21 protein-coding genes and 4 tRNA genes are annotated in these 24,024 nt (G+C 55.7%); 15 read left to right on the plus strand and 10 right to left on the minus strand.

Annotation, left to right across the window (positions count from 1 at the left end):
• Window positions 1–20: 20 nt before the first annotated feature.
• Window positions 21–317 (minus strand): integration host factor subunit beta, encoded by a 297-nt coding sequence (locus ACW17M_RS20940; protein WP_008959540.1) that lies wholly within the window; start codon window positions 315–317, stop codon window positions 21–23.
• 206 nt (window positions 318–523) lie between these two features.
• Here ACW17M_RS20940 and ACW17M_RS20945 point away from each other — a divergent pair, with 206 nt between their 5' ends.
• Both ACW17M_RS20945 and ACW17M_RS20950 read left to right on the plus strand, forming a co-directional pair.
• Window positions 524–817, plus strand: a complete 294-nt coding sequence (locus tag ACW17M_RS20945) for an FAD assembly factor SdhE (RefSeq protein ID WP_457548046.1) — start codon at window positions 524–526, stop codon at window positions 815–817.
• Window positions 777–1,205: a hypothetical protein gene (locus ACW17M_RS20950; protein WP_457548047.1), complete on the plus strand. Its 429-nt coding sequence runs from the start codon at window positions 777–779 to the stop codon at window positions 1,203–1,205. Before ACW17M_RS20945 ends, ACW17M_RS20950 begins: the two co-directional genes overlap by 41 nt.
• Here the strand turns inward: ACW17M_RS20950 and nadB are convergent.
• From nadB to uvrY, 7 genes are all read right to left on the minus strand, one after another.
• Complete coding sequence (gene nadB, locus ACW17M_RS20955) at window positions 1,202–2,809, minus strand: L-aspartate oxidase (RefSeq protein ID WP_039860105.1); 1,608 nt, start codon at window positions 2,807–2,809, stop codon at window positions 1,202–1,204. The two genes, ACW17M_RS20950 and nadB, sit on opposite strands and share 4 nt — an antisense overlap.
• Window positions 2,810–3,079: 270 nt before the next feature.
• Window positions 3,080–3,166: transfer RNA gene (locus tag ACW17M_RS20960), tRNA-Leu, on the minus strand.
• Between the two features lie 69 nt (window positions 3,167–3,235).
• Window positions 3,236–3,309: transfer RNA gene (locus ACW17M_RS20965), tRNA-Cys, on the minus strand.
• Between the two features lie 86 nt (window positions 3,310–3,395).
• A tRNA-Gly gene (locus ACW17M_RS20970) sits at window positions 3,396–3,470 on the minus strand.
• A gap of 84 nt (window positions 3,471–3,554) precedes the next feature.
• Window positions 3,555–4,103, minus strand: coding sequence for a CDP-diacylglycerol--glycerol-3-phosphate 3-phosphatidyltransferase (gene pgsA, locus ACW17M_RS20975; RefSeq protein WP_027958445.1), 549 nt, complete (start codon window positions 4,101–4,103; stop codon window positions 3,555–3,557).
• A gap of 95 nt (window positions 4,104–4,198) precedes the next feature.
• Window positions 4,199–6,013 (minus strand): excinuclease ABC subunit UvrC, encoded by a 1,815-nt coding sequence (uvrC, locus tag ACW17M_RS20980; RefSeq protein WP_009288006.1) that lies wholly within the window; start codon window positions 6,011–6,013, stop codon window positions 4,199–4,201.
• A gap of 41 nt (window positions 6,014–6,054) precedes the next feature.
• On the minus strand, window positions 6,055–6,705 hold the full coding sequence (gene uvrY, locus ACW17M_RS20985) for a UvrY/SirA/GacA family response regulator transcription factor (RefSeq protein WP_009288007.1): 651 nt from the start codon (window positions 6,703–6,705) through the stop codon (window positions 6,055–6,057).
• Window positions 6,706–6,901: 196 nt separating this feature from the next.
• Between uvrY and ACW17M_RS20990 the strand changes: the two genes are divergently transcribed.
• Window positions 6,902–6,977 (plus strand) — tRNA-Ala (locus ACW17M_RS20990).
• Window positions 6,978–7,050: 73 nt separating this feature from the next.
• On the opposite strand, the gene argF is transcribed toward ACW17M_RS20990, so the two are convergent.
• Entirely contained in the window at window positions 7,051–7,971 is a 921-nt protein-coding gene (gene argF, locus ACW17M_RS20995) for an ornithine carbamoyltransferase (RefSeq protein WP_457548048.1), read from the minus strand.
• A gap of 261 nt (window positions 7,972–8,232) precedes the next feature.
• Between argF and grxD the strand changes: the two genes are divergently transcribed.
• From grxD to ACW17M_RS21035, 8 genes are all read left to right on the plus strand, one after another.
• Entirely contained in the window at window positions 8,233–8,583 is a 351-nt protein-coding gene (gene grxD, locus ACW17M_RS21000; RefSeq protein ID WP_022522910.1) for a Grx4 family monothiol glutaredoxin, read from the plus strand.
• Between the two features lie 162 nt (window positions 8,584–8,745).
• Entirely contained in the window at window positions 8,746–10,716 is a 1,971-nt protein-coding gene (gene dnaX, locus ACW17M_RS21005; RefSeq protein ID WP_457548049.1) for a DNA polymerase III subunit gamma/tau, read from the plus strand.
• 75 nt (window positions 10,717–10,791) lie between these two features.
• On the plus strand, window positions 10,792–11,118 hold the full coding sequence (locus tag ACW17M_RS21010; protein WP_022522912.1) for a YbaB/EbfC family nucleoid-associated protein: 327 nt from the start codon (window positions 10,792–10,794) through the stop codon (window positions 11,116–11,118).
• 3 nt (window positions 11,119–11,121) lie between these two features.
• Window positions 11,122–11,727 carry a recombination mediator RecR gene (recR, locus tag ACW17M_RS21015; RefSeq protein ID WP_009288010.1) on the plus strand — a complete coding sequence of 202 codons (606 nt, stop codon included), beginning with the start codon at window positions 11,122–11,124 and terminating at the stop codon, window positions 11,725–11,727.
• Window positions 11,728–11,774: 47 nt separating this feature from the next.
• Window positions 11,775–12,908 (plus strand): ribonuclease D, encoded by a 1,134-nt coding sequence (gene rnd, locus ACW17M_RS21020; protein ID WP_035537978.1) that lies wholly within the window; start codon window positions 11,775–11,777, stop codon window positions 12,906–12,908.
• Window positions 12,908–13,222 (plus strand): YcgL domain-containing protein, encoded by a 315-nt coding sequence (locus ACW17M_RS21025; RefSeq protein ID WP_022522914.1) that lies wholly within the window; start codon window positions 12,908–12,910, stop codon window positions 13,220–13,222. Before rnd ends, ACW17M_RS21025 begins: the two co-directional genes overlap by 1 nt.
• Window positions 13,223–13,234: 12 nt before the next feature.
• Window positions 13,235–13,813, plus strand: coding sequence for an acyl carrier protein phosphodiesterase (locus tag ACW17M_RS21030; protein WP_009288012.1), 579 nt, complete (start codon window positions 13,235–13,237; stop codon window positions 13,811–13,813).
• A 32-nt stretch (window positions 13,814–13,845) separates the two neighbouring features.
• Window positions 13,846–14,301 carry a YcgN family cysteine cluster protein gene (locus ACW17M_RS21035; RefSeq protein ID WP_041159210.1) on the plus strand — a complete coding sequence of 152 codons (456 nt, stop codon included), beginning with the start codon at window positions 13,846–13,848 and terminating at the stop codon, window positions 14,299–14,301.
• 15 nt (window positions 14,302–14,316) lie between these two features.
• Here the strand turns inward: ACW17M_RS21035 and ACW17M_RS21040 are convergent, their stop codons facing one another.
• Window positions 14,317–16,419, minus strand: a complete 2,103-nt coding sequence (locus ACW17M_RS21040) for a S9 family peptidase (protein ID WP_457548050.1) — start codon at window positions 16,417–16,419, stop codon at window positions 14,317–14,319.
• Window positions 16,420–16,481: 62 nt separating this feature from the next.
• Between ACW17M_RS21040 and ACW17M_RS21045 the strand changes: the two genes are divergently transcribed.
• The 4 genes from ACW17M_RS21045 to hrpA all read left to right on the plus strand — a co-directional run bounded on the left by ACW17M_RS21045 (window position 16,482) and on the right by hrpA (window position 23,973).
• Window positions 16,482–16,907, plus strand: a complete 426-nt coding sequence (locus ACW17M_RS21045) for a hypothetical protein (protein ID WP_022522917.1) — start codon at window positions 16,482–16,484, stop codon at window positions 16,905–16,907.
• 63 nt (window positions 16,908–16,970) lie between these two features.
• Window positions 16,971–17,750 (plus strand): class II glutamine amidotransferase, encoded by a 780-nt coding sequence (locus tag ACW17M_RS21050; protein ID WP_027958452.1) that lies wholly within the window; start codon window positions 16,971–16,973, stop codon window positions 17,748–17,750.
• Window positions 17,751–17,962: 212 nt separating this feature from the next.
• Complete coding sequence (locus ACW17M_RS21055; protein WP_457548051.1) at window positions 17,963–19,633, plus strand: AMP-binding protein; 1,671 nt, start codon at window positions 17,963–17,965, stop codon at window positions 19,631–19,633.
• A 305-nt stretch (window positions 19,634–19,938) separates the two neighbouring features.
• Window positions 19,939–23,973, plus strand: coding sequence for an ATP-dependent RNA helicase HrpA (gene hrpA, locus ACW17M_RS21060; protein ID WP_457548052.1), 4,035 nt, complete (start codon window positions 19,939–19,941; stop codon window positions 23,971–23,973).
• The last annotated feature ends 51 nt before the right edge of the window (window positions 23,974–24,024 follow it).

The raw sequence follows: 24,024 nt of genomic DNA on the forward strand, positions 1-24,024 counted from the left end.
CAGAAATTAATAGTCGCGTTTTAGTAGCCTAGTGCTCGACTAGCGTCTACCTGCTCGCGTAGCTCCTTGCCAGGCTTGAAGTGCGGCACATACTTACCTTCCAGATCGACTGCATCGCCTGTTTTTGGATTGCGCCCTACCCGCGGCTCCCGATAGTGCAGTGAAAAACTGCCGAAACCACGGATTTCAACGCGACCGCCGCTAGCTAGAGAATCCGTCATGTCGTCCAGGATAATACGCACCGCCGTTTCAACATCTTTGGCGGATAACTCCGGCTGACGCATCGCAATTTGTTCGATTAATTCAGATTTAGTCATCGGTTGGCTCCCTGCGAACATTGAAGGCCGTGATGCGCTCTCGACCTCGCTAACATCAAATTCAGCATACTGCGCAATTCAGTATAAAACAATTCAGATAAAACAAGGTTCTACACTCTTTAACAGCATAGGCGATGGAGGGCGCTGGCGCGACCCCACAGCTTAGGTATACTGGCCTTTCATTTATATAATTGGAGCGGCTGACGTTGAACGACGATAATTCCCCAGCAGCCATTTTGCGCAAACGGCTTTACTGGCACTCCCGGCGCGGTATGTGGGAGCTTGACCTGCTGCTTATTCCATTTCTTGAACAGCGTTTTGACCATCTTAGCGAAACGGATCAACTGGCCTACCAGCAGCTCATTGAAGGCGAGGATCAGGATCTTTTTGTCTGGCTGATGCACCGAGAGTGGCCCGAGGAGCCTAGCCAGCGGCGTATCGTACAAATGATCGTTGAACATGCTGAAACCACCGATAATTCTGCCTATCGTACCCTCTAAGTATTGGCTACTAGCCCAATGTGGGCTGTTGATCGGGATAGTGGCGCTGAGCTATTGGATAGGGGGCATGCCAGCGGCGGTGGCGATAACGGTGTTAGGCGTTGTCCTTGGATGGCGCGGCTATCTTCGTCAACCCAAAGGCGTGCTCTCGCTGACGTCGACGGCGCCACAAGTTCAAGGTCGTTGGCTGCGCGAGTCGCAGCCTGAAGAGGGGGCTCTCACGCGAAATGAGGCTCTGGGCGATACGGATCGAGTACGCTGTGACTATCTAGGGCCCTGGTTAATAGGGCTTTATGTGGGTAAGCAGCGGGTTTGGCTCTGGCCTGATAGCGCGCCTCAACAAAGCTTGCGTGAGGCGCGCAAGCTCTTTCATCGTCCGGGCCGCTAGCGGTTTGTTGCTAACGCGTCTGTTAAGTCGTTCATCGCAAGAGAAGAAGCAACGGCTTCAGGCTGCCGGCTAGGCCAGTCGGTGGAGTAATGCAGTCCGCGTGACTCATGCCGCTGCTGAGCGGCGAGAACAGTCAATAGTGCTAACTGTAGTGTCTGGTGCAAGCGTTTGCCTTCCGGGGCTGTTAGGGCCCCCTGAATCTCTTCCACACTGTTTAGCAGTGACTTCAAGTGCGTCAGGGCAGTACTTAGCCCGGTGGCGCTGCGCACAATGGAGACATGCTGGCTCATGGTGGTGCGCATTTGTTGGCGTATATCGCTGAGTACTGCCTTGGGTAAGACAGTCGCCGCAGCCTGCGCCGGGGGCTGAAATCCGCTACCGCTGGTCGTTTGGCCGTGCTGTTCCACGTCGGCTAACAGCGCTTGTGCACAGCTGCGGGCAAATACCAAGCACTCTAACAGCGAGTTGCTGGCCATACGGTTGGCGCCATGAAGCCCCGTGCAGGCGGTTTCACCGATGGCATAGAGGTTGGCAACGTTCGTGGCGCCTTGCAAGTCGGTGGCGACACCGCCGCAGCTATAATGGGCGGCAGGCACCACGGGGATAGCCTGCTGGGTGATATCAATCCCCCGGCAGGCACAGTGCGCCAGAATAGTGGGGAAGTGGTGGCGAATTGCCTTTTCACCTAAATGGCGAATATCCAACCACACGTGGCCCAGAGTGCTGCGCTGTATTTCTGCATCAATGGCGCGGGCGACGACATCCCGCGGGGCTAGCTCCGCGCGCTTATCCAGCGCCAGCATGAAACGCTCTCCCGCCTCATTGAGCAGATGCCCGCCTTCACCACGAACCGCCTCACTTATCAAAAACGCCGGGCCTTCGGGGTCAAACAGGCAGGTTGGATGAAACTGTTGAAACTCTAGATTCATTAACCGAGCACCCAGCTCAGCAGCCATCATCATGCCTTCGCCGCTACTAGGAGCGGGCGTAGTGGTGTGGCGGTAAAGGCCGCTTGCGCCGCCAGTGGCCAATACAGTATGGCGCGCAGTGAGCGAGTGCCACTGGTGGTTGGCATCGCTGCCATAGGCGCCGCGGCAGGCACCTTGGGGATCTTGTAGCAGGCCAACCACCGTTAGATCGTTGCGCTGGGTGATGTTGGGGTGCTGCGCTACTTTGTCTACCAGCGTATCCACCACGGCACGGCCGGTGGCGTCGTCAGCATGTATGATCCGCCGTGCGTTGTGGCCGCCTTCTCGGGTTAGATGATATGGGTAGCGTGCGGCAGGGTCGTGCTCGGGTGTAAAGGGAACACCCTTATCAATCAGCCACTGAATAGCAGCGGGCCCATGGGTAACGGTAAAGCGAACGGCCTCGATATCGCATAGCCCATCGCCAGCCACCAAGGTGTCATTGATATGCGCGTCAAGGTCGTCATCCGGCGAGAGCACGGCCGCAATGCCGCCTTGAGCCCAGCGGCTGGCGCCTTGATCATCTTGTGCAGGGCGAACCAGCGTCACGGACCTGTGGTCAGCCACTTCCAAGGCAAGGGTGAGCCCAGCGACGCCGCCGCCAATGATAAGTACATCGGATGTTGGCGTGCTCATGGTGCCCGCTCCCCCTTGATACTGACCGAAATATTGCAAACCCTAAACGTCACTAGCTTCGTCGCGCGCGAAAAGTTAGAAGGCAGGCATCATAGCGCGGCGATTAGCGTTTAGCGATGCTTCGGCTTAAGAAATGAGTGATATTCGGGGAGACAATTGCGCGATGTTCGAGTACGCGAATAGGCGCGGTAAAAGGCCGCGTAAAGAAAACCGATACAGGAAATAAATGACTGAAGAAGAAAAGCTGGAGGGGAAGTAAAAAAACAGAAATGGTGCCCGGAGCCGGACTTGAACCGGCACGGGGTTGCCCCCGAGAGATTTTAAGTCTCTTGCGTCTACCGATTTCGCCATCCGGGCTATACATCACAAAAAGATCACATCGCAATGCTGTTTCGTTCTACTTAAAACACCATTGCTACACAAAGATGGAGGCTGGAGTCGGAATCGAACCGGCGTACACGGAGTTGCAGTCCGCTGCATAACCACTCTGCCATCCAGCCTCAAAAGTCATTGGAGCGGGAAAGTAGATTCGATCGGACTGGCGCACCAGCTCACGACCCTAGCCTTCAATACCACACATCCAAAATGGAGCGGGAAAGGAGATTCGAACTCCCGACCCTCGCCTTGGCAAGGCGATGCTCTACCACTGAGCTATTCCCGCTCGACTCGAGGGCGAATTATACGGATCGCCACCGCGTTGTCAATCAATGAATTAGCGTGTGTTCCTTATTTACTTATCAGCAGCTTACATGGAGCGGCTAAGATGCGGCCAGGCGGCTTTTAGGTACTGAATCATCGACCACAGCGTTAGGATAGCGGCGGTATATAGTACTACAACGCCTAACAGCGCAAATTCGTGCGTCGGTGGAAGCGCCAGCAAGATCAGCAGTGACACCATTTGCAGAGTGGTTTTAAGCTTGCCTATCCAAGAAACCGCCACCATGCCGCGTTTGCCCATTTCAGCCATCCACTCACGCAGCGCCGAAATGACAATTTCCCGGCCGATAATCACCAGCGCAGGGAGCGTCAGCACCAGGGTGTCGTAACGCTCGATCAATAGCGCTAGGGCGACGACCACCATGAGTTTGTCAGCCACTGGGTCTAAAAAAGCGCCAAAAGGCGTTGACTGATTCCAGCGTCGCGCTAAATAGCCATCCAGCCAGTCGGTAATGGAGGCCAGACCAAATAGACCGGCCGCCACGGGCATGCTCCAACTGAAGGGTAGATAAAACAGCACCACTAGCAGCGGAATAAAGGCGATTCTCGCCAGTGTCAGTATGTTGGGTATATTCATCGCAGAGAGCGATCCTTGCCGGAAAATCAGAGGATTCGAAGTGTCTGGCCTCATTCTATCCCCCTTGGCCGATGGCATCCATGCCAAACGGGCGTTTATCCGTTGAGTGCTCGGTAAATACTCTCGGCTAACGACGCATTAATGCCCGGTACGCGAGCGAGTTCATCGCGGCTGGCCTTTTGCACGCCCTGCAGGCCGCCGAAAAAGCGCAGTAATTCCCGTCGACGTTTGGGGCCAATGCCGGGGATATCTTGTAGGGTTGAAGTGCGTCGCGCTTTATCGCGCTGAGCGCGGTGGCCAGCAATGGCAAAACGGTGTGATTCATCACGAATATGCTGGATCAAGTGTAGGGCGGGGGAGGCAGGGTCCAAATCTAGCGGATTGTCCGCTGTTTCCACAAACAGGCTTTCAAGCCCCGCCTTGCGCGTGGTGCCTTTGGCGACACCCAGTAGAATGATGTTGACGATGTCGAGTTCTTTAAACACCTCGCGGGCCATATTGAGCTGGCCCTTGCCACCGTCGACGATCAGGATGTCAGGGGCGACTGCTTCACCGCTTTTCACGCGCTTAAGGCGTCGGGTTAGGGCCTGCTGCATGGCAGCGTAGTCATCACCGGCGGCTACCCCTTCAATGCGGAAATGGCGGTAATCGCTTTTGCGTGGGCCTTGGTGATCAAACACCACGCAGGAGGCAACGGTCGCCTCGCCGTGGCTATGGCTGATGTCGAAACACTCCAGGCGTTGCGGTGTGTCCGCTAAGCCCAGCGCTTTCTGCAGGGCGGTAAAGCGTTGAGTGAGCTGGGTTTGGTTGGCCAGTTGAGAGGCTAGCTGCTGCTCAGCGTTGGTAATGGCGAGCTGTTGCCACTGGGCGCGGTGGCCGCGCACTTGGCTGGTAACGCGAATGCGCTTGCCCGCCTGTTGGGTCAGCGCTTCGGCAATCAGCTCGCTGTCGTCTAACGGGTGGCTGGTAATCACTTCGCTGGGCACGTTGTGCGGTTGACCGAAATAGTATTGGCTGACTACTTCGGTGAGCAGCGTTTCAAGCGGTAGATCCAGATCGTTTTTCGGCGTGTGATGACGCGCCCCCAGCAGGCGACCATCGCGCACGCTCAACACCGAAACGCCCAGTGCACCGGGGCGCTGGGCGAGGGCGAAAATATCCGCATCACCGCCGCCGGTGTCGACAAACTGGCGTTGCTGAAGCTGGCGCAGTTGCTGAACCTGGTCGCGAAGACGGGCGGCCTCCTCGAAGTTGAGTGCCTGGCTGGCCTTTTCCATCGCCTCCATCAGTTCTTGAGTAACACTCTCACTTTTGCCTTCCAGGCACATCACTGCGTGTTCGAGGTCGCGCCGGTAGTCTTCGGCGGAGATATAGTCGACGCAGGGAGCGCTACAGCGATGAATCTGATACTGCAAGCAGGGGCGTGAGCGATGGGCAAAGACGCTGTCCTCGCAGTTGCGAATATGAAATATCTTTTGCATCAGCGCCAAGCTTTCACGCACGGCTCCGCTGCTAGGGTAGGGGCCTAGGTAGCGACCATCGTCGCTGCGCTGACGGGCGCGCTTATACTCAAGTGCCGGGTAAGGATGGCGGTCGGTAACAAAGACAAACGGGTAGGACTTATCGTCGCGCAGTAAAATGTTATAAGGCGGACGCAATTGTTTGATCAGCGTCTGTTCGAGCAGAAGGGCTTCAGTTTCCGTGCGGGTGACGGTGACCTGAACGTCGGCGATACGCCCCACCATGGCCTGGGTTTTGGTATTCAGTTGACCACGGAAATAGCTGGCTAGGCGTGCCTTTAAGCGCTTGGCTTTGCCCACATAGAGCGTATTGCTTTGCTCGTCGAGCATGCGGTAAACCCCTGGCGAGGAGCTTACCGAGCTCAAGAACTGTTTTGAATCAAAGGTCATATTAGCGTGTCGGTACCCGATAACAGCAGGGAAGATAGGGGTTATATTTGGGTGGCGTCAAACCCCTCGACCAGCCCGTGACGGAGCGCTAAGTGAGTAAGCTCGACGTCGGTGGCAACCTGTAGTTTATCAAAGAGTCGGTAACGATAGGTGTTTACCGTTTTAGGGCTTAAGTGCAGGCGATCGGAGATATCTTGCACTCGCTGGCAGTTAACGATCATCAGGGCAATCTGTAGCTCACGGTGGGAGAGGTGGCTAAACGGATTATCTTCCTCGGTGAAGTGCGAAAGCGCCAGGCGTTGGGCAATTTCCTGACTGACATAGCGGCGGCCATGAAACACTTGGCGAATGGCATCGGTCATCTCTATCGCATCTGCACCTTTGCTTAAAAAGCCTGAAGCACCTGCTTCAAGCATGCGGCGCAGCACGCTGTCTTCCATATGCGCGGTCAAGATCAAGACCTTCACGTCTTCCATGTTGCGGTGAATGCGTCGAGTGGCTTCGAGCCCGCCTATGCCCGGCATGCGAATATCCATCAACACGATGTCGGGTTTTAAATGGCGACACTGTGTTACTGCACTTTCGCCATCGTCGACCTCGCCCACAATTTTAATGTCACACTCTTCATTTAGCAGGTGAGCAATGCTAGTTCTTACTAGGTGATGATCATCGGCGATAAGTACACTGATCAATGGACAGGCTCCTGCTTGGAAACATCATGGACTCAGGCGTTGGCCTTGGACACTACTCTATCTTGTTAACTATATGTGCATATAGAGTGCCACAGCTAACGACAAAGGAGAATTAGTTGTCCGCTGCTGATGTAAAAACTTGACCGCGGTAAATGTTCACCGTAGTATCCGCCTCGCTGTTGGAAAGACAGCACGTGGGGCCTTAGCTCAGCTGGGAGAGCGCAACACTGGCAGTGTTGAGGTCAGCGGTTCGATCCCGCTAGGCTCCACCAACAAAAATTTCACCCAATATTAGAAAAAAGCCTCGTTGTTTAAACGAGGCTTTTTTTGTTTGCAGTAAATCGTTTATTCAGTGACCTTACCCAGAAGCAAAAACTCGATCAACGCTTTTTGTGCATGCAGGCGGTTGCCTGCTTCCTGCCAAACCACGGCACGTGGGTCGTCGAGCAGCGTGTGGCTGATCTCTTCTCCGCGATGGGCAGGCAGGCAGTGCAGGAAGAGGACGTCTTGGTCTGCCTGATCGAGCATGGCTTCAGTAACTTGGAAACCTGCGAAGTCGGCTTCACGTTTCGCCTGCTCCTCCTCTTGGCCCATGGAGGCCCAAACGTCGGTGGTGATCAGGTCGACGTGCTTTACCGCTTCCTGAGGGTCGTGCAGCAGCGTTACTTGATCGCCAGCGGCCGCCATAATATCGGCTCGGGGCTCGTAGCCTTTCGGGCAGCAAATGCGCAGATGGAAACCGAATTGGCGAGCGGCATTGATCCAGGAGTGGCACATGTTGTTACCATCACCAATCCACACTGCTGTGCGTCCCTTTACGCTGCCGCGTAGCTCAGTCCAGGTCATCACGTCGGCAAGTAGCTGGCAGGGGTGGTAGTCATCGCTTAAGGCGTTAATCACCGGTACGCTGCTGGCGCTGGCGTAGGTTTCCAGCCCAGCGTGGGAGAAGGTGCGAATCATCACCGCATCGACCATTTCAGACAGTACGCGAGCGGTGTCTTCAATTGGTTCGCCACGACCCAGCTGAGTATCGCGGGGGGAGAGAAAGAGTGCATGGCCGCCAAACTGTGCCATTCCCGTTTCAAACGAAACCCGTGTACGCGTCGATGATTTTTCAAAGATCATCGCCAGGGTACGGTTGGGGAAGGGTGTGTAAACAGGACCTTGGGTTGTTAGATTGGTTTTGATCGTAATGGCACGCTGGATCAAATAATCCAGCTCATCTGGGGTCAAATCTAGCAAGGTCAGGAAATGGCGTGTCGCCATAAGGGCTTCTCTCCGCGCAAAAACACTATCCTAGCTATGCTGCAGGGGATGCGCAACGCGAACGGCATGCGTAGAATGCCATATACACGTTAAAGCCGAGCGCTCTACTCAGGTACTATTCTAAGTACGATTTCTTAAGTACTAGTCTCAAGTACCCATTACAAGGGCTAGGTTTTAGAATCAGGTTCAAGGATCTGGTTCAAGGGCTAAGCCTAGTAGATGAGTGAGAGGGCATCGGTCATCAATAAGCGAGGAAATAGTATGAGCACAACTGCCGAAAACATTCAGCGTCAAATTAGCGAAAATCCGATCCTGATTTACATGAAAGGTTCGCCCCAACTGCCTCAGTGTGGGTTTTCTGCCCAGACCGTCCAAGCGCTTATGAGCTGTGGCGAGCGTTTTGCGTTCGTTAACGTTCTGGATAATCCGGATATTCGCGCCGAGCTGCCCAAAATTGCTAACTGGCCGACCTTCCCACAACTGTGGGTAGAAGGCGAGCTGGTGGGTGGTTGCGACATCGTGGTTGAGATGCATCAAAGTGGCGAGCTGGAAAAGCTAGTAAAAGCCGCTGCTGAGCGTGCTGGTGCGGCGGAAGGTGGTGATAACGCCTAGGCGTTGTCTAAAATAGCCCGCTTTATTCAGGCGGTTGGCGGGCTGCGGTGCAACCGTTAGAATGGCGTTTGTTCTCGCATCGTCTTTGTTATGCATCGTGGCCTTTGCCCCGCGCTGGCTACAGCGTGGGGCAAGTCAGCCCGCCGAAGGAAGTACAGCTTCATGAGTTATCAGGTTCTGGCCCGTAAGTGGCGGCCTCGCACATTCCACGAACTCGTGGGCCAGGCCCATGTTCAACGCGCCTTGGTCAATGCCCTGGATCAGGGTCGTTTGCATCATGCCTACCTGTTTACGGGGACTCGCGGTGTGGGCAAAACCACCTTGGCGCGTATTCTTGCCAAGTGTTTGAACTGCACGGCTAACGGACGTGGTGATGAGGGCATTACCTCTACACCGTGTGGGCAGTGCGATAGCTGTCAGGCAATTGATGAAGGGCGCTTTGTTGATCTTATTGAGGTCGATGCGGCGTCAAGAACCAAAGTAGAAGATACCCGGGAACTGCTGGACAATGTCCAGTATGCGCCTACCCAAGGGCGTTATAAGGTGTACCTGATCGATGAGGTGCACATGCTTTCCACCAGCAGTTTCAATGCGCTGCTGAAAACGCTGGAAGAGCCTCCCCCTCACGTTAAATTTCTGTTGGCGACCACCGATCCGCAAAAACTGCCGCCGACGGTACTTTCACGCTGTCTTCAATTTACCCTCAAACATATGCCACCAGAGCGCGTGGTGGAGCATCTCACCTATGTGTTGGGTGAAGAGGGCGTCGCTTTTGATGAAAGCGCCTTGTGGCTATTGGGTAAGGCGGCGGAAGGCTCAATGCGCGATGCCATGAGCCTCACCGACCAGGCTATTGCGTTTGGCCAGGGGGCCGTTCGTCATGCGGATGTGGCCGCCATGCTGGGTACCCTGGATCATCGCCATATTCTTGGGCTGGCAGAATCTCTGGCCGATGTGGATGTACAGCGCCTGCTCTCCGAAGTGGCCGAATTAGCCGAGCAAGGCCCGGACTTTGCCGCGGTGTTGGATGAGCTATCGAGCATACTGCACCGCTTGGCAGTGGCGCAGATGGTGCCGGATGCCGTGGATAACAGCCACGGTGATCGTGATGCTATCCTGCAGCTAGCAAGCCGCTTCACTGCTGAAGACATTCAGCTCTATTACCAAATTGGTATTCAGGGGCGTGGGGACATGGTGCACGCTCCTGATCTGCGCAGCGCGTTAGAGATGACGTTGCTGCGTATGTTGGCATTTCGCCCTCAGGGTGTACCGAAACCGCCGCGTACCCCGCTACCGCTTCGCCGCGAGCCTTCTCAATCGGCAGCGACCGAAACGAGTGCCCAAGTAGCAGAGACGCCATCACCGGCGCCGCAGCCCTCGCCAGCAGCTGATGCAAAGCCAGAAGTCCATTCCACACCAGGCGTTCAGCCTGAAACGCCATTAGAGCCAAGCCCTGAGCAGACAGCGCCTGCCGCTGAAGAGGAGCCTCCGCTGCAAGAGCCACCGCCTTGGGCAGTCGAGGCGGATAGGCAAGCGGCTGAGGTGGAAGCTCCCCAGCAAGCCTCTGAGCCAGAGGCTATGTCTGAATCAGAACTTGCTACTGAGCCCAAGCCTGTTACTGAGCCAGTGCCAGCCTCAGCGCCTTCACCCGATGCCGAGCCACAAACGGTGGAGCCCTCAACGGTGTTAGCGCCAGAAGCCTTTCCAGAAAGCCGGCCGGACATTCAGTCTGGCAAGCTGGATAATGCGCAGTGGTTGCAGTGCTTTGATTCTCTTGGCTTGGGCGGCTTAACCCGTAACTTGGCGGGCAACTGCCTGGTCGAGAGTGACGACGGTACGCTGCTGACGCTGCGCCTCGACCCCAGCCAAGAGGCCATGCAGGCGGAAGTACATCAAACCCGCATTGAGCGGGCGCTAAAAGAGCAGGGCATGCCAAGGCGAATAGCGTTTTACGTTGCCGAGTTGTCTAATAGCCTTGAGACGCCACGGCAGCGCGAAGAGCGTCTTAATAAAGAGCGTCATGCCCAGGCGGTTGATCTACTCAATCACGACCCCCATGTACAAAAGTTACAGCAGGCGTTTGGGGCAAAGCTGATAGAATCCAGCGTAAAGCCTGCCAACGCTATGCGCTAAGCTCATTTTCTAGACGCGTGATAGAAACACTCGTTTTAGCTATACCTTTTAACTACGTATGTTGGAGATCAGACCATGCTTAAAGGTGGAATGGGCAACTTAATGAAGCAAGCCCAAGAGATGCAGGAAAAAATGCAGCAAGCCCAGGAAGAGGTCGCCAAAGCCGAAGTCCAGGGTGAGGCGGGTGCCGGTATGGTCAAGGTCACCATGAACGGTCGCCATGACGTTTCAAACGTGACCATTGACCCCAGCGTCATGGAAGAGGACAAAGAGTTGCTGGAAGATTTGCTAGCCGCGGCGGTCAATGACGCAGTGCGCAAATTGGAAGTCAGTTCTAAACAGAAAATGGAAGAAGCGACGGCAGGTTTGAACCTTCCGCCCGGCTTTAAGATGCCGTTCTAAGCAATGCGTTTTTCTCCTCTCGTTGAGCAGTTAATGGATGCGTTTCGCGTATTGCCAGGCGTTGGGCCCAAAACGGCTCAGCGCATGGCGATGCATTTGCTTGAGCGTGAGCGTCCTGGAGGGCAGCGTCTGGCGGCGGTTATTCAACAAGCGATCGATGAAGTTGGATACTGCCAGCGCTGCCGCACGCTCACTGAAGCAGAGATCTGCATGCTGTGTGAAAGCCCGCGGCGCGATGATGCACTACTTTGCGTGGTGGAGTCGCCTGCCGATCAATTGGCGATTGAAGAAGCCGGTGGTTTTAAGGGGCGCTATTTTGTGCTCCACGGGCACCTTTCGCCGCTAGATGGCGTGGGGCCTGAGTCGATCGGTTTAGACTTACTGGAAGCGCGTGTTGCAGAAGGGCTCATCGAAGAGGTGGTGTTGGCGACTAACCCCACCATCGAAGGTGAAGCGACCGCCCATTATATTGCTTCGCTACTAGCAGAACACGGTGTCAAACTCTCGCGGCTTGCCTATGGCGTTCCCATGGGTGGAGAGCTGGAGTACGTAGATGGCGGCACTTTGAGCCGTGCATTTAATGGTCGCTTGCCGTTTGCCAGTGAATAAGCCTACCTAAAACGCAAATGCTTTAGTATTTGCGCCAACCTGGAAGAATGCTTTTGTCCTCTCTGACCCCCTCTTATCAATGGCTTGATACTCCAGAGGCGCTCGATGCAGCGTGTGAGCAAGTAGCCGATGCTTCTGTAATTGCTCTGGATACCGAGTTTTTCCGAGAGAACACGTTCTTTCCAGTGCCGGCGTTGGTTCAATTCACCGCGGGGGAAGAGGCTTATCTGATTGATCCGGTAGCCGTCCCGTGTACTGATAAATTCCGAGCCCTGCTGCAAAATAGTGCTATCAAGTTACTGCACGCCTGCAGCGAAGATCTAGAAGTCTTCCAGCACTGGGCAGGTGTATTGCCGGAACCGTTAATCGATACTCAGGTAGTACAAGGATTTTTAGGCGAAAATCCTGGAATGGGGTATCAAAAGCTGGTCGAATTTTGGGTCGGTGAAACCCTGCCTAAGGAAGAGACCCGCTCAAACTGGCTATTACGCCCGCTGTCGCCTGCGCAGTGCCAGTACGCCGCTCTGGATGTGATCTATTTGTTAAAAGTCTGGACGCTTCAGGCTGAAAAACTCGCCATGCTGGGACGGCGTGAATGGGTAGACGCTGAGTGTGCTAGCTTAATTGAACAGGCGGGCCGCAGCGTCGATAACGACCAGCAGTGGTATACCCGTCAACGCCAATTGTGGCGCTTAACGCCCCGGCAAATGGAAGCGTATCGGCTAATGACCACCTGGCGTGAAGGCGAGACACGCCGTCGTGACTTGCCGCGCAACTGGTTGATTAGCGATAAGCTGCTATTTGCGATCGCCGAAAAGATGCCCAGTAATCGCTTCGAGCTCGCTGAGGTGGAAGGCGTTAAACCGATGCTGATCAAAAAAGAGGGCGACGCACTGCTGGCAATGGTCAAACAGGCCCAGCACTGTGATGAAGAGGCGCTGCCCAAGCGTTGGCCAGACCCCATGCACCCGACGTTCAAATCACGCTTTAAAGCACTCAAGAAGGCGGTAACCGCTAAAGCTAATGACTTGGGTGTGGCACCGGAAATGCTCATGCGCCGCCGTGATATTGAAACACTGGTGATGCAGGACTTGGCAGGGGAACCTCTCACCTGGCCGACCGGTTGGCGTGGCGAATGTCTGAATGGCGCGTTGGCCCAGGCCCTTGAGGAGCGAGCATAATGAGCGACAAGCTGATTTGCGAGGTTTTTAAAAGCTCGCGTAAAGATGAAATGTATTTATATGTCGATAAGCGTCAAGGATTTGCAGACGTCCCTGCGCAATTACTTGAAACCTTCGGCAAGCCTGTACCGGTGTTTACCATGCTGTTGACCGCAGACAAAAAATTGTCACGGGTTAATGCGGCAGACGTGGTGGAAGGGATTAAAGACAAAGGGTTCTACCTGCAAATGCCGCCGCCCAAAGAGGCTTATTTGCTCGACGTGCATCGTGCCCATGTGGCTTCGCGCTCTGATGCCCGTTCTGACGAACAGTAGCGCCATCCGGCTATGAATTTTCTTGCCCATGCGTGGTTGGTGAGCGCTGGTAGCGATGATTTCCTCTACGGCAATTTAATTGCCGATGGCGTTAAGGGGCGCAATTTGGCCGATTGGCCTGCTGCTACTGCACTGGGCATTCGCCATCACCGTCGGGTGGATGCCTGGGTAGATAACCACCCTAGCGTTGTTAATGCACGGCGGCGTGCGCCAACAGGGCAGCGGCGTTATGCGGGGATAGCCCTGGATATGGTGTGGGATCATTTCCTGGCCCGTGATACGGCAGGGCAGGCGGATCAAGAAGCAATTGTTGAGCGCTGTTATCGACTGCTCTCCGCCCGTACCGCGCCGAACCGGCTGGCCGGTATGATGCCGATTCTCGTCGAGCAGGACTGGCTAAGAGGCTATGCTGATTTTGCGTTTACCTGCCGGGCCGTTGCCGGGATTGGGCGGCGTTTGTCTGGCCCCAATCAGTTGGCTGCTTTAGTGCCTTGGCTGTACGACGATTATCAAGCGTTAGAGGCCGATTTCCAGACCCTATGGCCCGAACTATTGGCTGAATTAAGCCACCAAGATACACCCCCATCATAATGAGTTATTTCGTAATAATGAGCCAGGAGACGATGGAGACCGCAATGCGCGAACGTTTTTGGGAGCGCTTTACCCTCGAAGAGTTGACGCCCCAGGAGTGGGAAGCGTTATGCGATGGCTGTGGACAGTGCTGCCTGCTAAAGTTGCACGACGAGGATACTCAGGAGTTAGCAGTACTGAACGTTGCTTGTCGCTTGCTGGATATTCACAGTTGCCAGTGCAGCGATTATGCGAACCGCTTTGAAACCGTTCCCGACTGCACCCAACTGACGCCTGCCTTGGTTAAAGAGTTCACCTGGCTGCCGCAGAGCTGTGGTTATCGGCGGGTGGCTGAAGGGCGCAAGTTGGCGGGTTGGCATCCGCTGTTAAGCAATGATGCCGAGCGGGTTCACCGCAAAGGCGTCAGCGTACGCAGCTTTGCGGTGTCCCAAGATGAGGTGCCCGAGCAGCAATTGGAGTCGCATATTATTGCCGTGCTGCCGATGTAGTTCCCTTCGAGCACTTTACTCAGCAGTTGAAGATGCTTGCGAGTGCAGTCCCAGTGCCCAGAGAATAAACGCGTCTTGGCGGGCGGTATCGCGCCACGCTTTGAATCGACCGGATGCGCCGCCGTGGCCGCTGCTCATATCGGTACGCATCAAAATCGGCGCTGAACCCAGCTGCTGTTGTGCCACCTGGGCATAAAACTTGGCGGGCTCCCAGTAGCTGACACGGGTGTCGAACCAACTGCCCTCAATCCATAGTGCAGGGTATATCTGCGCTTTAATGTTATCGATAGGTGAGTAAGCGGCTATTCGCTCGGCGACCTCTGGTTCTTCAGGGTTGCCCCACTCGCTATACTCCGCGGTCGTCAGAGGCAGCTCCGGGTTCTGCATCGTGCGCAGCACGTCTAAGAAGGGCACGTCTAGCAGAGCGGCGCAAAACTTTTCCGGGGCACGATTAATGCAGGTGCCGACCAGCAGCCCGCCAGCGCTGGCGCCATAGGCCGCTATGCGCTGTGCATCACTGACACCCTGCTCCACAAGCGCTTCCCGGGCGGCCAGGAAATCGTTAAAGCTGTTCTCCTTGTGGGCCATCTTGCCGTTTAAATACCAGGGTTCGCCGCGCTCGCCGCCGCCACGCACATGAGCAACGGCAAAGGCCGCACCGCGCTCGAGCAGTTCCAGCCGGGCGATCGAGAACCAGGGGTCGAGAGCCTCACCGTAAGCGCCGTAGCCATACAGCAGCGTGGGTAAGGGCTGATCCGCCAGGTCGGCGCGCATCACCACCGATACGGGCACTTGCTCGCCATCGCTGCTGGTTGCCCAAAGGCGGCGGCTGACTAGCTGTTCAGGCTGTAAGTTGCCGTAAACAGGTACCCGCTTCAGTAGCGTCCGTTCGCCACTGGTTAGATCGAGTGAAAACCAGCTGGGCGGCTGGGTAAACGACTCTTCGCGCAGGCGCACTACCTGGGTATCGAAGTGCGGGGCATCTTCAAGCATCTGCGAACAGGGTTGTTCAGGCAGTGCCAGGGTCTCATCCAGGGTGCAGCTATGCTGGGCATCGAAAAGTAAACGCCGCAAACGCACTTGCGCCTGGGCATGGTCGCGCTCAGCCAGCATCAGCCCCCAAGAGAACGCATCAACGCCTTCCAGGGTGGCTTCTTCACGGTGGGCGATTAACGTTTGCCAATTCAATTGGGGCTGACCAAGCTGACTTTCGGGCAGAAAGTCGAGCTGGAACTGAGCACCTGCCTGGTTATGCAGGCGGTAAAAGCTGCCTGGTCGGTGATCAATGCTGTACTCAACCCCCGCCTGGCGCTGCTGAATACACAGCGGGGCTGAATCAGGAGAGTGAGCGGCCAATAGGTGAATTTCACTGGTGTCTTTTGAGCCGCTTTCTAGCAGCAGCCACGACCGCGAGCGCGTTTTGCCAATACCGAGCCAAAACTCAGGATCCTCTTCCCGTAGCACCAATACTGGCTCATTTGCAGCATCAGGCTCCATCAGTGAAAGCGCAAGCCGCCAAACGCTGTCTGGGCGCTGAGTGTCGTCAAACCGCGTGAACAGCAGCGTCGCTGTAGTGGCAGTTTGATCTTCTGCCCAGCAAAGCCCCGCACCAATATCGCTTAATAGTTGCACGGGCGTTCCGTTAGGCAGCGCTTTCAGCCACAGAGTAAAACGCTCGTCGCCTTGAGTATCTTCTGTCCAGGCCAACCACTGCTCATCGGGTGACAGCGCCATATCGCCCATGTCGTAAAAGTCTTGCTCGGCGGCACGGGCTCTAACGTCGAAAAAGCATTCCTGTTGTTCAGGCTGGCGATTGGGGTGGCGCCACCAGCAGGGGTAATCATCTTCGGCACTGGTTTCGTTCCAGAACGTGAAGTGGTCAAGCGTTGTCTTAAGGCTGGTCACGGCTAATTCGCGGCGCGCCAGGTGACTCTGGTATAACGCTTCCTCCAGCGGGGAAAGCGGGGCAAACCAATCGGCTTGTTGCTGGTTAGCGGCCTCTAAAAAGGCACTGACCTGTGGGTCGTCGCGCTCTTCTAACCAGTGCCATTGCGGGTCATTAGCGCGATAATAGTGTGCAGCGGGTAAGCCTGAAGGTATGCCTTGCTGTGCTTTCATAAATTGATAGGTACCATAACGGGAAATCAACGTCGGGTGAGTTCACCCATATGAGGGGTATTATGCTGTTTGCAAATTCAACGCCACTACTGTGGTTGAGTTATTACGGGCTGTCGCTGTTAGTGATTGTCGCGGTCTATTTTGCGTTCACTTTTCTGCCTCGCTTGCCACGTCTTGTGCTGACCTGGATGGTGGCAGGGGCAATATGGGCACCCGCCACTTTCCGGCTGCCGTTAATAGAAGAGGGTGAATTCTATACCGGTTGGGCACCTTCGGCGATGGTGGCGGCGGTTGGGTTTTTAGAAAACAACGGCGCAGCACTTCGTGGCGGGCTAATGTGGCTGGTGTTGGGGATGGCATTAGGCGCGCTGATTGGCGTTGCTCTGTGGTGGTGGCGCCGTCCTGGGGACGATGAGTATGTCGCCCAGGAAGAAGAGAGTGCCGATGAAAGCGAATCACCACGCCGTCGCGAACCGGTGATTGGTTAATGCCTGTGTTTAGGTTCCATGCTTTTGCAGAGAGCGCCGGGTGTCTATGTATTGGTAAAGCGTATGTGTGAACTGCTGGGTATGAGTGCCAATGTGCCCACCGATATCTGTTTTAGCTTTTCGGGCTTTTTGCATCGCGGTGGGGGCACCGGCCCTCATCGCGATGGTTGGGGAATTGCCTTCTACGAAGAGGGCGGTTACCGCGATTTTCGCGACCCCCATCCCTCCGTCGATTCCCCTATCGCCCGGCTAATTTGCGATTACCCGATTAAGTCCAATGTGGTGATCAGTCACATTCGCCAGGCCAACGTGGGGGGCGTAAAGCTTGCCAATACCCACCCTTTCACGCGCGAAATGTGGGGGCGACCCTGGTGTTATGCTCACAATGGGCAATTAAGTGGCTGGGAGCGTTTAGCGTTAGGAAACTACACCCCGGTTGGCAGCACCGATAGCGAGTACGCCTACTGCTGGTTAATGGGGGAGATTCGCCGTGAATTTCCTTGCCCGCCAGCAGATCCCACAACGCTGTGGGAGCGCTTGCACCAGCTATGTGAGCAGCTAAGAGCGCTGGGCGTGTTCAATATGCTGCTCTCCGATGGCGGCTATTTATATACATTTTGCGCCACGAAGCTTGCACATATTACCCGCTGCGCGCCCTTCGGCGAGGCGGAACTCTCCGACGCCGAGATGACGGTGAATTTTGCCGAACATACCACGCCTGACGACATCGTTTCAGTGATTGCCACTGAACCGCTCACGCACAATGAAGCCTGGCAGCGCATGGTGCCGGGTGAGCTATTGGTCTGGCGCGATGGAGAAATTCAGGCGCGTTACTGTCCATAAAGAAACGATCTACTAAATTGGAATGAGGGACGCAGCAGCAAATCAAGTGAACCCGACTATGGGCTAAAGTTGAAACGTCAGTTTCAATCGATCGTTTTACAGCCTGTTAGAGGTCGTATATCGTTGGGCTTCTTAACCTATTTTTTCAGATAGAGCCTAGCGACAACAACAAGGTCGGTGACTTACGCCGACGCCAATAGCGGAGATTGCCCATGAGCGAACACGCCAACGCCGCCGTTTTACGTGGCCCAGCGCTTGAAGGGTTGGATCAGTACGATTCAGTCACGGATGTTTTTCATAACGCAGTAACACGCTTTAAGGACAAGCCAGCTTTTTCCTGTATGGGAAAAACGCTCTCTTTCGCTGATCTTGACCGCCTCTCTGCAGACTTTGCTGCATGGCTACAGCATGAAACCGACCTCGTTCCCGGTGATCGTATCGCCATCCAGTTGCCCAACGTACTGCAGTTTCCTGTGGCGGTATTCGGTGCACTGCGCGCAGGCTTGGTAGTGGTCAACACCAACCCGCTATATACCGAGCGGGAAATGGCCAACCAGTTCAAGGACTCCAACGCTAAAGCCATTGTGATTTTGGCCAATATGGCGGACAAGCTGGAGAAAGTGCTCGATAAAACAGATATCAAGCATGTGCTCGTCACCCAGCTAGCTGACTTGCACGATGTGCCCAAGCGCTGGTTAATCAATGCAGTGGTCAAGCACGTTAAGAAAATGGTGCCTGCTTATTCACTGCCCAGTGCGGTTGGCTTCCGTGATGCGCTAAAAAAAGGTGCCTCGCTAAGTCATACCGAGGTCAAGAGGAGCCCCGACGATTTAGCCGCGCTTCAATATACCGGTGGCACCACGGGTATGCCAAAAGGCGCAATGCTGACCCATCGCAATCTCATCGCCAATATGCTGCAAGCGCGGGAAGCGATTGGTACTCATCTGACCGATGGCGAAGAGTTGGTTATCGCACCGCTACCGGTTTATCACATCTATACCTTTACGGTTAACTGCCTGTTCCTAATGGAAACCGGTAACCACTCTTTGCTGATCACTAATCCTCGCGACCTGGATGGTTTTATCAAAGAGCTCAAGGGGGTGCCCTTTAGCGCTTTTATCGGCCTCAATACGCTGTTTAATGCGCTATGTAATCGCGACGATTTCAAGCAGCTCGATTTTTCCAAATTGAAACTGACAATCTCCGGCGGCATGGCGCTGACCAAAGCAGCGGCGCAGCGTTGGGAAAAAACCACCGGTTGCCCAATTGCCGAGGGGTATGGTCTGACCGAGACTTCTCCCATTGTTAGCTTCAACCCGACCGGTGCGATCCAACTGGGCACTATCGGTAAGCCCGTGGCAGGCACCGCGGTAAAAGTCGTCGACGCCGATGGCAACGACGTGGCATTGGGCGAGCCGGGAGAACTGTGCGTGCAAGGGCCACAGGTGATGAAAGGCTACTGGCAGCGTGAAGATGAAACCCGTGACGCCATCGATGAGGATGGCTGGTTCCGCACCGGCGACATCGCTGTGCTGCAGGATGATGGCTATATCCGCATTGTTGATCGCAAAAAAGATATGATCCTGGTCTCTGGCTTTAATGTTTATCCCAACGAAGTTGAAGATGTGGTGGCAGCCCACCCGGATGTGCTTGAGTCTGCCGCGGTCGGTGTGCCAGATGAAAATGCTGGCGAAGCCATCAAGCTGTTTGTGGTAAGTAAAAATGACCAGCTAGATGAAAAAACACTACGCGACTGGTGCAAAAAAGAGCTCACTGGCTACAAAGTGCCGAAATTCATAGAGTTTCGCGATGAGCTGCCCAAAACCAACGTGGGTAAAGTACTCCGCCGTCAGCTGCGTGACGAAGAGCCCTCAAAAACGTAATCAGATAGCCATTAATAAACACTCGATTAGTGGGCGAGGGCAGGTTGTAACAAGGGTCTTTCGCCATGGCCGGAAAATATTCCTGACAATTCCGGCATTTCCGCCATCCATGGCGGTCAGATGGCGAAAGTAGCGCCCACGGATGGGTTCACAGCGCCCTTGTGGAAACCTGGGCTCGCCCGCTTCCTGCTTGCTTTGTGGTTAGGCGTCGCGGAGCTGAAAGCGTTACACTATACGACCCGCTCAATTGAGCGGGTTGATTTTTTATAACTCTTACTAATATCTCTTGTTAAATGCCCAAGCGAATGGAAGCCGACTCAATCGTGACCACCGACACATCCCCAGCCCCCACCGATAGTCAACGTCTTGCGTCGCTGAAACAGGCCGCGGGCGATGTGATGCTGCGCGATGCAGAGCGGCTGGAGCGCCGGCTGGCTGGTTTAAACCGTCGCCTACGTGATAGCAAACCGATTAGCCGTGGCTTGGACGAGGTGCAGCGCGAGCTTGGTCGTGCCCAGCAGCAGCTCAGTCAGCGCGAAAGCCAAAAGGTCGCCTTCAATTACCCGCCAGAATTGCCGGTGGTCGAACGCCGGGAGGATATTGTCAACGCCATCCGCGATCATCAGGTCGTGGTGGTGGCGGGGGAGACCGGCTCAGGCAAAACCACCCAGCTGCCTAAAATGTGTTTGGAACTGGGCCGAGGCCGCCGTGGCTTAATTGGTCACACTCAGCCACGCCGCCTAGCCGCCCGCAGTGTCGCCAGTCGCCTGGCGGAAGAGCTGGAAGTCTCTTTGGGTGAGCAGGTGGGCTATCAGGTGCGCTTCACCGACCAGAGCAGCCCGACGACCCTGGTCAAACTGATGACCGACGGGATTTTGCTGGCCGAGACTCAGCATGATCCGCTGCTGCTGCGTTACGACACCATCATTATTGATGAAGCCCACGAGCGCAGCCTGAATATCGACTTTCTACTCGGCTACCTCAAACGTTTGCTCCCCAAGCGGCCCGATCTAAAAGTCATCATTACCTCGGCGACTATCGACGTAGAGCGCTTTGCCAAACACTTCGGCACCGCCAAGGCGCCTGCACCGGTGGTGGAAGTCACCGGGCGTACCTACCCCGTTGAAGTGCACTACCGGCCGCTGGTACGCGACGAGGACGATGAAGAAGACCGCACGCTGCAAGAGGGTATTCTGCACGCGGTGGAAGAGATTGAAGCCGTTGAGCGCGAAAAAGGCTGGTTGCATGGCCCTCGCGATGTGCTGGTGTTTTTACCTGGTGAGCGCGAAATTCGTGAAACCGCCGATACCCTGCGCCGCGCCGAGCTGAAAGGCACTGAAATTCTGCCGCTCTACGCGAGGCTCTCCAACGAAGAGCAGAACCGCGTGTTTGCGCCGCACCGCGGTCGGCGCATTGTACTCGCCACCAACGTCGCGGAAACGTCGCTGACCGTACCCGGTATTCGCTACGTGATCGACCCCGGCCTCGTGCGTATCAGCCGCTATAGCTACCGTTCCAAGATCCAGCGACTGCCGGTAGAAGCGGTTAGCCAGGCCAGTGCCAACCAGCGTAAAGGGCGCTGTGGGCGGATTGCCGAAGGCGTGTGCATTCGCCTCTACAGCGAAGAGGATTTTCTATCCCGGCCCGGCTTTACTGACCCTGAAATCCAGCGCACCAACCTTGCCTCGGTGATTCTCTCGATGCTGGGGCTCAAGCTCGGCGATATCGAGGCCTTTCCGTTTGTTGATCCACCGGATAGCCGCTTTGTTAAAGACGGCTTTCGACTGCTGTTCGAGCTGGGGGCGGTGGACGACAAGCAGCGCCTTTCTCCGCTTGGGCGTAAGCTGGCGCGGCTGCCGATTGACCCGCGCTTGGCGCGAATGGTGTTGGCGGGTGCCGAATTCGGCAGCCTTCGCGATGTGCTGATCGTCGTCTCGGCGCTAGCCATCCAAGACCCCCGCGACCGACCGGCGGATAAGCGCCAGGCGGCCGACCAAGCTCACCAGCGCTGGCATGATCCGGATTCCGATTTTGTCGCCTTGCTGAACCTTTGGCACGGCATTGAGAATGCCCGTGAGGCGCTTTCAGGTAATCAACTGCGCCGCTGGTGCCGCGAGCACTACATCAACTACCTGCGCATGCGCGAATGGCACGACACCTTCCGCCAACTGCGCCAACTGCTGCGCGATATGGATATCGACGTGCCCGCGCCGCCGCCCCGTAATGAAGACGAGAGCGAAGAACAGGCGCGTCAAACGCGGCGTAAAACGTCGGGCAAGGTGCATCAGGCGCTACTCTCGGGGCTGCTCTCTAATCTGGGGACGTTGGTGGAGAACCGCGAGTATCTCGGCGCCCGCAATCGCAAGTTTATGATTCATCCAGGCTCAGGGTTGGCCAAGAAGTCGCCCAAGTGGATCATGGCGTTCGAGATGGTGGAAACCTCCAAGCTGTTTGCCCGCACCGTGGCCAAAATCGATCCCCAGTGGATTGAACCCCAGGCGCAGCACCTGGTTAAACGCAGCTACAGCGAACCGCATTGGGAAATGAAGCGCGCCCAGGTAGTGGCCTTTGAACAGGTCACGCTGTTTGGTCTGCCGATTGTGGCGCGGCGCAAGGTACATTACGGGCCAATCGCGCCCCAGGAGTCCCGGGAGCTGTTTATTCGCCGTGCGCTGGTGGAAGGGGAATTTCACACCAAAGGTGCCTTCTTTGCTCATAACCGCGCGTTGATCGACGAAGTCGAAGCGCTGGAAGATCGCGCTCGGCGGCGAGATATTCTGGTCGATGAAGACACGCTCTATGACTTTTACGACCAGCGGATCCCGGCGGAGATAGTCAACGGCAAGGGCTTTGAGCACTGGCGCAAGCAGGCCGAGCAGCAAGAGCCACAATTACTGCATTTCGATATTGATTCACTTAAAGCGCGCGACGCGGAGGACGTTACCCAGGCGCAGTATCCTGATCATTTGATTCTGGCGGGCGTCGCGTATCCGGTAAGCTACCACTTTGACCCCGAAGCCGAGGATGACGGTGTTACCCTGACCGTTCCCGCTGCAATGTTGCCCCAGGTGCCGGTGCATGCTCTGGAGTGGTTGGTACCTGGGCTGCTGCGTGAAAAGTGTATTGCGCTTCTGAAGTCACTGCCGAAAAGCATCCGCCGCCAGGTGGTGCCGATTCCTGATTGGGTGGATGCGGCGCTGGAAACCCTGGTGCCCGATCAGCGCCCGTTAACCGAGGCCTTGGGGGAGTTCATTCGCCGCCGTACATCGACGCGGGTGCATCCCGACGACTGGCGCCTCGACGTGCTCGAACCGCATCTGATCATGAATATTCGCGTGGTCGATCACGCGGGAGAAACCTTAGGGCAGGGGCGCGATCTGCGTGCTTTAGAGCAGCGCTTTGAAGCGGCAGCCAGCGCAGGCGCCCAGGCACTGGCTGAACAGGTTAGCCAAGAGCCCGCTGTGGCCGGGCTACCCAAGACGCCGCTGCCCGCTTCGCGCGTTACCACCCAGGCAGGTATTCGCGTAGAGGCGTATCCTGCCCTGGTCGCTGAAAGCAGGATTGCGAAAACCAGCGGTCTTGACGCCAGCGAGTTCAAGGTGGCGTTGTTTGATCACCCTGCAAAAGCTGACGCTGCCCACCAGGAGGGCATCGCTCGGCTGGCAATTGCCAAGCTACCTGAACAGGTTAAAGCGATTAAACAACTGCCGGGTGTTGAGAAGTGCGCGCTATTGTTCGCCAAAGTGGGTAGTAAACAAGCTTTGATCGACGATCTGCTGCTTGCGGTGTTTACCCAGGTGATTGCTCAGCACCCCCTGCCGCGCTCGGAAGGCGAGTTTAGCCAGCGACTAAACGCTACTCAGGGTCAGCTTGTAGACGAAGCGAAAGCACTGCTGGTACGCGTAGAGGCCGCGCTAAAATGGCATCTGGCGGTCAGTAAGGTGCTCAAAGGGAAGCTTAATTTTGCTCTGGCGCTGGTGTATAGCGATGTTAGCGCGCAGATGCAGCGTCTGGTCTATCCAGGCTTTATTCGCGATGCGGGCGCTTGGCTGGACGAATACCCGCGCTACACCGAGGCGGCGCTCATTCGGCTTGAAAAAGCCGCCCGTGAGCGCGGTCGCGATCAAATGATGATGCAAGATGTCCAGGCATTAGAGGCCCGCTTTGATGCCCGCCGCGAAAGCGAGCGACGCGGAAGGGTGGAAGATCCTGAATTGGTCGCTTTTGGCTGGTGGCTGCAGGAGCTTAGAGTATCGCTATTTGCACAGCAGTTGGGGACTAACATGGTGGTGTCGGTAAAACGATTGGAAAAACGCTGGCAAGAGATCACTAGCGTTTAGCTAGGGGTTGAAAAAAGTTGCTGGAAAAACCGCTATTTTACGCACACAGTA

Source organism: Vreelandella sp. 2A-K22, assembly GCF_054065485.1.

Bases quoted from the DNA above. Each gene is read 5' to 3' on its own strand.
- recR (WP_009288010.1), top strand. From the start codon at position 11,122: ATGCGTTTTTCTCCTCTCGTTGAGCAGTTAATGGATGCGTTTCGCGTA.
- ACW17M_RS21055 (WP_457548051.1), top strand. From the start codon at position 17,963: ATGAGCGAACACGCCAACGCCGCCGTTTTACGTGGCCCAGCGCTTGAA.
- pgsA (WP_027958445.1), bottom strand. From the start codon at position 4,103: ATGAATATACCCAACATACTGACACTGGCGAGAATCGCCTTTATTCCG.
- ACW17M_RS21050 (WP_027958452.1), top strand. From the start codon at position 16,971: ATGTGTGAACTGCTGGGTATGAGTGCCAATGTGCCCACCGATATCTGT.
- grxD (WP_022522910.1), top strand. From the start codon at position 8,233: ATGAGCACAACTGCCGAAAACATTCAGCGTCAAATTAGCGAAAATCCG.
- ACW17M_RS21010 (WP_022522912.1), top strand. From the start codon at position 10,792: ATGCTTAAAGGTGGAATGGGCAACTTAATGAAGCAAGCCCAAGAGATG.
- hrpA (WP_457548052.1), top strand. From the start codon at position 19,939: ATGGAAGCCGACTCAATCGTGACCACCGACACATCCCCAGCCCCCACC.
- ACW17M_RS20950 (WP_457548047.1), top strand. From the start codon at position 777: ATGCTGAAACCACCGATAATTCTGCCTATCGTACCCTCTAAGTATTGG.
- ACW17M_RS20940 (WP_008959540.1), bottom strand. From the start codon at position 317: ATGACTAAATCTGAATTAATCGAACAAATTGCGATGCGTCAGCCGGAG.
- ACW17M_RS21025 (WP_022522914.1), top strand. From the start codon at position 12,908: ATGAGCGACAAGCTGATTTGCGAGGTTTTTAAAAGCTCGCGTAAAGAT.
- argF (WP_457548048.1), bottom strand. From the start codon at position 7,971: ATGGCGACACGCCATTTCCTGACCTTGCTAGATTTGACCCCAGATGAG.
- uvrC (WP_009288006.1), bottom strand. From the start codon at position 6,013: ATGACCTTTGATTCAAAACAGTTCTTGAGCTCGGTAAGCTCCTCGCCA.
- dnaX (WP_457548049.1), top strand. From the start codon at position 8,746: ATGAGTTATCAGGTTCTGGCCCGTAAGTGGCGGCCTCGCACATTCCAC.
- ACW17M_RS21030 (WP_009288012.1), top strand. From the start codon at position 13,235: ATGAATTTTCTTGCCCATGCGTGGTTGGTGAGCGCTGGTAGCGATGAT.
- rnd (WP_035537978.1), top strand. From the start codon at position 11,775: ATGCTTTTGTCCTCTCTGACCCCCTCTTATCAATGGCTTGATACTCCA.
- nadB (WP_039860105.1), bottom strand. From the start codon at position 2,809: ATGAGCACGCCAACATCCGATGTACTTATCATTGGCGGCGGCGTCGCT.
- ACW17M_RS21040 (WP_457548050.1), bottom strand. From the start codon at position 16,419: ATGAAAGCACAGCAAGGCATACCTTCAGGCTTACCCGCTGCACACTAT.
- ACW17M_RS21045 (WP_022522917.1), top strand. From the start codon at position 16,482: ATGCTGTTTGCAAATTCAACGCCACTACTGTGGTTGAGTTATTACGGG.
- ACW17M_RS21035 (WP_041159210.1), top strand. From the start codon at position 13,846: ATGGAGACCGCAATGCGCGAACGTTTTTGGGAGCGCTTTACCCTCGAA.